We start from the raw sequence: 6,703 nt of genomic DNA, 5'->3' as shown, positions 1-6,703 counted from the left end.
GGCTCAAGCCGGGACCACTGGCCGTTCGTCAGATCCCCACGTCCCACAGGACACGATCATGAACGAACAAGATCCACTTTCGCAACACGCCCTAGAAGCACCGGCTCACCTTCCTGGGGAAGCACCCAGACGGGGCCTTGCAGCGACACGGCCAGTGCGAGCGGCGAGCCATCCTCGAAGCGCACTGCCCAGGTGCCGCAGAGCGTCGACCGGTTGAAGACCGCCCCGACGGTCCGTACCCCGTTCAGCAGCTCGGTCAGCGGGTCCGCGCCGGTCGGAGTCTGGGGATCCATGCAGGTCAGCGTAGACGAATGCGTATGGACGCGAGCGTGCTCGCCATGTCCGCCGCCGGTGGCGGCTGGTTCGCTGGAGGGCATGAGCAACGAGACGATTCTGGTGACCGGCGCCACCGGCAAGACCGGCCGCCGCGTGCTGCGGCAACTGAGGGACCGGGGAGTTCTGGCGCGGGCCGCCTCCCGCTCCGCGGAGGTTCGCTTCGACTGGAGCGATCGCACCACCTGGGAGCCGGCACTGAGCGGGGTGGGCGGGGTGTATCTGGTCGCTCCTGATCTCGGGAGCGCGCAGGCTGCCGACGACATCGCCGCCTTCGCCCGCCAGGCTTTCGAGGCCGGGGTGCGTCGGGCGGTGCTGGTCTCCTTTCCCGACACCGGCGCCCCGGGCCTGGAGCACGCGGTGACGGCCGAGCAGTCGCTGGACCAAGCGGGTCTGGAGGCCACGGTGCTCCGGCTGCGGTGGTTCTTCCAGAACTTCAGCGAGGACTTCCTGCACGGCGCCGTCCTGTCCGGTGACGTGCGGCTGCCAGCCGGAGACGGCACGGAGGCGTTCGTCGATGCCGAGGACATCGCCGCCGTCGCGGTCGCCGCCTTGACCGAGACCGGGCACGCCGGAGCGACGTACGAGCTGAGCGGCCCGCAGGCGATGTCGTTCGCCGACGCCGTTGCGCAGATCGCCGACGCAACCGGCCGCGACATCCGTTACACCCCGCTGTCGCCCGAGGAGTACGCCGCCGAGCAGCGTGCGCACGGTGTGCCCGAGGAATGGGTGCAGCTGACCGTGGACCTGTATGCCCAGATCCACGTCGGCGCTCTGGCCTCGGTCACCGATGACGTGGAGAAGGTGCTCGGTCGCCGGCCCCGGGCCTTCGCCGACTACGTCCGTACCGCCGCTGAAGCAGGAGTCTGGAACATCTGACGTGTTCTGCCTGCAGGTCTCACCTTCCCGGTGAGCAGATGCGCGTGCTCGGGACAGCCCAGCAGCAGCGCCTTGCGGGATGCCGCCCATGGCCGGGCAGGCGCCGCACCAGAAGTCCTCCTGGACGACGGCTGCCCGCCGCCCGGCCGGCGGTGCGGGCGGCGTAGCGCCGGGCCCGCCTCCGAGAACGGCGACGCCGAAATGCACTTCCGGTGCGTCCACGGCGCGGTGCCTTCTGCCGGTCGGGGGAGGACGGTCCGCTTCTCGTGAACGGTTCTCCCGCGTTGCCTCTCGCTTCCGCACGCCCAATCTTCCTCACTGCTCCGGGCGTGAGCGGTTGAAGAAGATGGCCTACGGCCACAAGACCGAGTACAGGCTGCGGGTACGCGCGCAGGTCGTCCTGCACGCGGCGCGGGGGCACTCCAACGCGCGGATCGCACGCGAGACGGGCCTGCACCTGGACACAGTTCGCGCCTGGCGTGGCCGGTTCACCGACGGCGGTCCGCCGGCCCTGGCCGACCGCACGCGCTCCGGACGTCCCGCCCGCTTCACTCCCGTGCAGGTCACCGAGGCCAAGGCGCTGGCCTGCCAGTTGCCCGCCGAGACCAGCGTGCCGCTGGCACGCTGGTCCTGCCCAGAGCTGGCCGCCGAGCTGAGCGCACGCGGGATCACCGACAGCGTCTCCGCCTCAACAGTGCGCCGCTGGCTGCGCGAGGACGCGCTCAAGCCTTGGCAATACCGGTCATGGATCTTCATCCGCGACCCCGACTTCCGCACCAAGGCCCAGCGTGTTCTGGACCTCTACGACCGGACGTTCGAGGGCACACCGCTGGGCGAGGACGAATACGTGCTCTCCAGCGACGAGAAGACCTCCGTCCAAGCCCGCTGCCGTTGCCATCCGACCCTGGCCCCGGGCAAGGCCCGGGCGATGCGCGTCAACCACGAGTACGGCCGCGGCGGCGCACTGGCCTACCTCGCCGCCTACGACGTCCACCGCGCGAAGGTCTTCGGCCGGTGCGAACCCAAGACCGGCATCGTTCCCTTCATGAATCTGGTCGAGCAGGTCATGACCACGGAGCCCTACGCCAGCGCGAAACGCGTCTTCTGGGTCGTCGACAACGGCTCCTCCCATCGCGGCCGGCGGGCAATCGACCGCCTGAACGGCAGGTTTTCGAACGCCGTCATGGTCCACACCCCAATCCACGCCTCCTGGACGAACCAGATCGAGATCTTCTTCTCCATCGTCCAGCGCAAGGTCGTCCGGCCGAACGACTTCACAGACCTCGCTCAGGTCCGGGACCGGCTCCGAGCATTCGAAGACCGCTACAACGCCACGGCACAGCCGTTCCAGTGGAGGTTCACCACCTCCGACCTGGACGATCTACTGGCCAGGCTCGATCGGCACGCAGCCTCCGACCGACAAGAAGAATCCTCCGTCGACCTGGCAGCCTGATCAACCCCCGAAGGACTTCCGCCGCAGACCACTTAGTAGGCCTGCGTCAAGGGGCACCCCTGCCTAAAAGGGTGTCCTATGTGGTGAGGCGGGCGAGTCGTTCGTAGCAGCAGAGGGCTGCCGCGAGTCCGAGGAGGGCCAGGTAGGTGCGGGGGCTGCGTCCGTAGCGGTGGTTGAGCCGGCGGTAGCCGGTCAGCCAGGACATGGTCCGCTCGATGACCCGTCGTCGGCGCCCTAACCGTTGGCTGGACTCGGCTCCCCTGCGGGCGATGCGTACGCCGATGTGCTTGCACCGGAATCATTTCCACAGGTGGGGGGCTTCGTATGCCTTGTCCGCGTGGAGACGCCGGGGTTTGAAGAAGCGTCCGCGGTGGGGGTCGTGTCTCGCTTGGCGACCCGCGATCATCAGGCGGTGCAGGACCTCCTCGTGCAGCCGACCCCACACACCAGCCCTTGACCAGACCAGGAACCTACACTGAGCTTGTTCTTTATCTACCAAGATCTGCCGGGTTTTCCGATGGCCTTGAGGGTCTCGGGGCGTTTGACGGTTTTGTCGACGTCGTAGCGGGTGGCGGGTCGCCGGTTCTTCGAGCCGAGGGGTCGTCCGGGCCCGGTTCCGGTCGGTTGAGGAACACGGGCCGGGCAAAGCAGGTGCGGGCGGATGTTCCTGAACCCGCGGTGGACCCGAGCGGGGATGAGGTGTTCGGGCTTGGCCGGCTTCTCCCAGGGCCGGCGGAGATCGGTGGCCAGCGGCCGGGCGAGGCGGAACTGGGTGTGGGCGGCGACCAGGAGCCAGGTCCAGCGGTCCTCCGCCTCGGGAGTACGGACTTTCGGGGTGGTCCAGCCGAGCGTCTGTTTCCCGAAACAAAACGTGTGCTCCAGATCGAATCTCCTGAGGAGCACCTGCCACCACAGGTCCATGTCAGCCGGGGCGGCGCCGGTCTTCGAGGACCACTGCCTGGGCTTCGGCCTTTCCGTGGTTCACCGTGTCGGTGGCCGTGGTGATCGCCGGTTCGGGCCAGGTCTCGGGCTTGGCGAAGCGGAACTCCGGCCCGTGCTTGGGCGCCCGGCCATTGATGCCGTGCATCCTCGGTGGTTTCGGTAGTCGCATCACCCGGTCGTTGCGGATCCGCCCGGCCAGCCCGACGGGAAGATCCCGCAGCACCCAGGCCAGGCGGGTGACGTCATAGCCGGCGTCCACGACGATCGTGATGTCCGCGTCTCCGGACGTTCACTGGCCGGCCGCGATGAGCCGTTCGGCCACGTCCCTCAGCTGGGCGGCGGTGACCGCGGTCGCCTCGCCCTCCGGCCCGAGCCGGGCCATGTCCAGGATCCCGGTCCATGACGTGGCGCCGGGCTCCAGGACGGCGACGAAGGAGTACGGCCGGCCCGGGATGAACTGCGACGCGGACTTCGCCCGCCCGTAGACGTGGCAGAACAACCTGTCCGCCGAGCACGGCGCGTCCGGCGTCAGCCGCGGCAGCCACGGCGACACATCGACCGCCAGCACCAGGCGACCACCATCGAAGCGCGGCAGAGGCATGTCGGCCAGCAAGGACCGCAACCTGTCGACGTCGGTCCGGCCGTGGTTGAGGGCTCCGTACAACGTTCCGTGCCCACGACGACGCTCGGGCACCAGCGTCAGGTCCACCGGCGAGACCACCGGCCCGTCGACGCACAGCAGCACGTCCGCCAGCTCGAACAGTTCGTCACTCCGGGCGGTCAGACACTCATAGAACTCGCCCCGGAAGCGGGACACTTCTGCGAACGCTTCTCTCCGGACAGCATCAGGCAGCAGACTCACTCACAGCCAGCGGTTCCCCACGCACGGTCCCCACGGGCGGCCAGTTGCGTCCCCCACCCCGCAGCTGTCGACCACACTCCGTCACGTACCTGCGGCCCTCTCCCCCATCCGTTGTGGCACCTCGCGCAGCTGAGCATCATCTGTTCGCCATGTCGCTTCACGCCGTTGTGACGGCAGACTGTGGGGCGTGGACTCCAACCTTTATCCCGATCTGGCCGCAGCAGGCAGCCTGGGCGCCGCGCTGGAACAGGTGGCCGCCGACCTTGGCGTCGATCTTGTCATCATGCCCGGCGACTGGGGCTCGTCCTCTTCGGCAGGCATCGCATCCTCGGTCCCTCAGCGCCGGCCCCTGTCTGTGCACATCGGGGCCGAGCGGCGCTGGTTCGGTTTCTCCGGCTGGAGCCAGGGGGTTGAACTCATCACCGGCGGAGCAGAGGACCTGGGGGCTGTTGTCCGGGCGGGCGCTGCGTGGGGAGCGGGCAGGACCCTGCGAGAGCTCAAGGAGGAGCTGCCGTTCGTCTGCTTCAGCGAGCTCGCCGAGGCCCACGAGCGCGGGCCGGCTGCGGCGGTCGAGGTGCAGTGGCGCCTAATCCAGGAACAGGCCGACAGCGCGCCGCACTTCCCGGAGTTCGGCCAGCTGGTGGAAGCGGCCCACGGCGAACCACTGCTGCGACAGCTCTTCCCGGCCTCCAGCCACTGGACGCTCTGCTTCAACACCTCAACCGGGTCCCCCTCCCGCCCCGAGGTGGCCATCGCGCCGTCGTACGGCGGCAGCCCGTACCGCGTGCAGCGGTTCCCGCACGGCGGGGTCCTCGGCGAAGCCGCCACGGCCAACGACGCTGTCGCCCTGGCGGTCACCCACCTCCGCCACGATGTCGGCCCGGCCGTCGCGGGGACCGTCGACGCGGATGAGTAACGGCGGGAATCGCGCAGTCCACGAAGCCCCACTTCATCACCGACCGTGACTATTGTCGGTGGCCAATTGACTCCCCGCCAGGCGGCTGCCGCTGGGGAGATCCAACTGGCCACCGACAGTTCGAGACCGGTAGATAAAGAACAAGCTAAGTGCCCGTCTGAGATCCCAATCGTCGCCGTGGTCTTTCCGGCAGGATGAACGAGACCTGCCAGGCAACTGCGGTGAGGATTGTGTAGATCAACGCAGTGAGGGGAGTTGGTGCGCGGCCCAGTACTCGGCGGCGGTGATGCCTAGTATCACCACGTCGTGGTAGTTGCCGGCGAAGAATTCATGCTGGCGAAGTCGTCCCTCTTCGACGAAGCCCAGACCGCGGTAGAGAGCAAGGGAGGCGTCGTTGAATGCGTAGACCTCTACTTCACATTTGTTGCAGCGCTGCTCGGTGAACATGTAGGTGAGGATCAGCTCGGTGGCTTCAGCCGCGTAGCCCTTGCGCCGGTGATCACGGACGATCTCGATGCCGGTCCTGAATCGTCCTGCACGGCTGTCGGTTTCTCCGACTGTCACAGAGCCTGCGAAAGCGCGGTCGGCCAGTGTCTCGATGACCAGCCGGAATGCTTCTCCCCCTGGTGGACGCTCAGCACGCTCAGCAGTCCAGGCACGAAAGCTTTCCTCTGAGCGGGGAGGATCGACCAGGTCGGCATTGCGGACATCGACAGTGTGCTTGGCCAGATCGCGAAAGCCCTCCCAATCTGCCGGCTCGACACCTCGCAGACGTACCTTCTCACCGGTCCACATGTCACTCATGGTGTCCACCACTTTCGTCAGTTGCAGGCGCTGTCAGCCGTGCATGTCAAAGGCGGATGGTATCGGCTGCATTCGAAGCTGCCAGAACTGGCAGTCAGGCCTTCTTCGTTCACTTTCCCTGAGGCCTTTGCGGGCGAGCCTGCGGGTCATTTCGGTCACGCAAACATGCCTGGCCAGGAACACAAACGACCGGGTGCAGCTGTCGACGTGCACGGGTGGGCCTTCACAGCGGTGGAAGATCTGGGGAATCGCCCAGCCAACGACGTTGTACGGAGGCTGATGCCGGCGCAGGAGTCCGTCGGATGGCCATCGCCAGGGGGCGGCGGCCAGTCGGCATGCGGTTCTGCGTCCTGCCGGGCCACCACGCCACCTCGTGTCGTCGTCGACGGGCACGTCCCTCGGACAACTCGTCCCGCCGCGCGGTCAGACACTCGTAGAACTCGCCCCGGATTCCTAATGGTGTTTGTCAAGCGGCCAGGGCGATGGGCGGCACGGGCTGGTAGCACCGTCCGTC

The 6,703-nt window shown here is 67.6% G+C and carries 5 protein-coding genes and 2 pseudogenes; 3 read left to right on the top strand and 4 right to left on the bottom strand.

The genetic code is table 11. The features are described from left to right. Positions 1-56 precede the first annotated feature (56 nt). Positions 57-293: a cupin domain-containing protein gene (locus ACWD0Y_RS35665; protein WP_450264413.1), complete on the bottom strand. Its 237-nt coding sequence runs from the start codon at positions 291-293 to the stop codon at positions 57-59. A gap of 82 nt (positions 294-375) precedes the next feature. On the opposite strand from ACWD0Y_RS35665, the gene ACWD0Y_RS35660 reads away from it, so the two are divergent. Together ACWD0Y_RS35660 and ACWD0Y_RS35655 are read left to right on the top strand one after the other, a co-directional pair. Continuing rightward, complete coding sequence (locus ACWD0Y_RS35660; RefSeq protein ID WP_450264412.1) at positions 376-1,212, top strand: NmrA family NAD(P)-binding protein; 837 nt, start codon at positions 376-378, stop codon at positions 1,210-1,212. A gap of 346 nt (positions 1,213-1,558) precedes the next feature. Next, positions 1,559-2,665 carry an IS630 family transposase gene (locus ACWD0Y_RS35655; protein ID WP_450264411.1) on the top strand — a complete coding sequence of 369 codons (1,107 nt, stop codon included), beginning with the start codon at positions 1,559-1,561 and terminating at the stop codon, positions 2,663-2,665. 76 nt (positions 2,666-2,741) lie between these two features. On the opposite strand, the pseudogene ACWD0Y_RS35650 reads toward ACWD0Y_RS35655, so the two are convergent. Continuing rightward, positions 2,742-3,161 (bottom strand): annotated as a pseudogene (locus ACWD0Y_RS35650) (transposase); the annotation flags it as partial. After that, a pseudogene (locus ACWD0Y_RS35645) lies at positions 3,158-4,469 on the bottom strand (transposase). The pseudogenes ACWD0Y_RS35645 and ACWD0Y_RS35650, both read right to left, overlap by 4 nt. A gap of 187 nt (positions 4,470-4,656) precedes the next feature. Here ACWD0Y_RS35645 and ACWD0Y_RS35640 point away from each other — a divergent pair. Further along, complete coding sequence (locus ACWD0Y_RS35640) at positions 4,657-5,385, top strand: DUF6193 family natural product biosynthesis protein (RefSeq protein WP_450264410.1); 729 nt, start codon at positions 4,657-4,659, stop codon at positions 5,383-5,385. 237 nt (positions 5,386-5,622) lie between these two features. On the opposite strand, the gene ACWD0Y_RS35635 is transcribed toward ACWD0Y_RS35640, so the two are convergent. After that, positions 5,623-6,189 carry a GNAT family N-acetyltransferase gene (locus ACWD0Y_RS35635; RefSeq protein WP_450264409.1) on the bottom strand — a complete coding sequence of 189 codons (567 nt, stop codon included), beginning with the start codon at positions 6,187-6,189 and terminating at the stop codon, positions 5,623-5,625. Positions 6,190-6,703: the final 514 nt, after the last annotated feature.

The sequence above is a fragment of the Streptomyces altiplanensis genome (genome assembly GCF_053591575.1).
Note: the sequence above shows the minus strand (reverse complement) of the source record. Positions and strands in the feature narration are given on the sequence as shown.

Bases quoted from the DNA above. Each gene is read 5' to 3' on its own strand.
- ACWD0Y_RS35635 (WP_450264409.1), bottom strand. From the start codon at position 6,189: ATGAGTGACATGTGGACCGGTGAGAAGGTACGTCTGCGAGGTGTCGAG.
- ACWD0Y_RS35660 (WP_450264412.1), top strand. From the start codon at position 376: ATGAGCAACGAGACGATTCTGGTGACCGGCGCCACCGGCAAGACCGGC.
- ACWD0Y_RS35655 (WP_450264411.1), top strand. From the start codon at position 1,559: ATGGCCTACGGCCACAAGACCGAGTACAGGCTGCGGGTACGCGCGCAG.
- ACWD0Y_RS35665 (WP_450264413.1), bottom strand. From the start codon at position 293: ATGGATCCCCAGACTCCGACCGGCGCGGACCCGCTGACCGAGCTGCTG.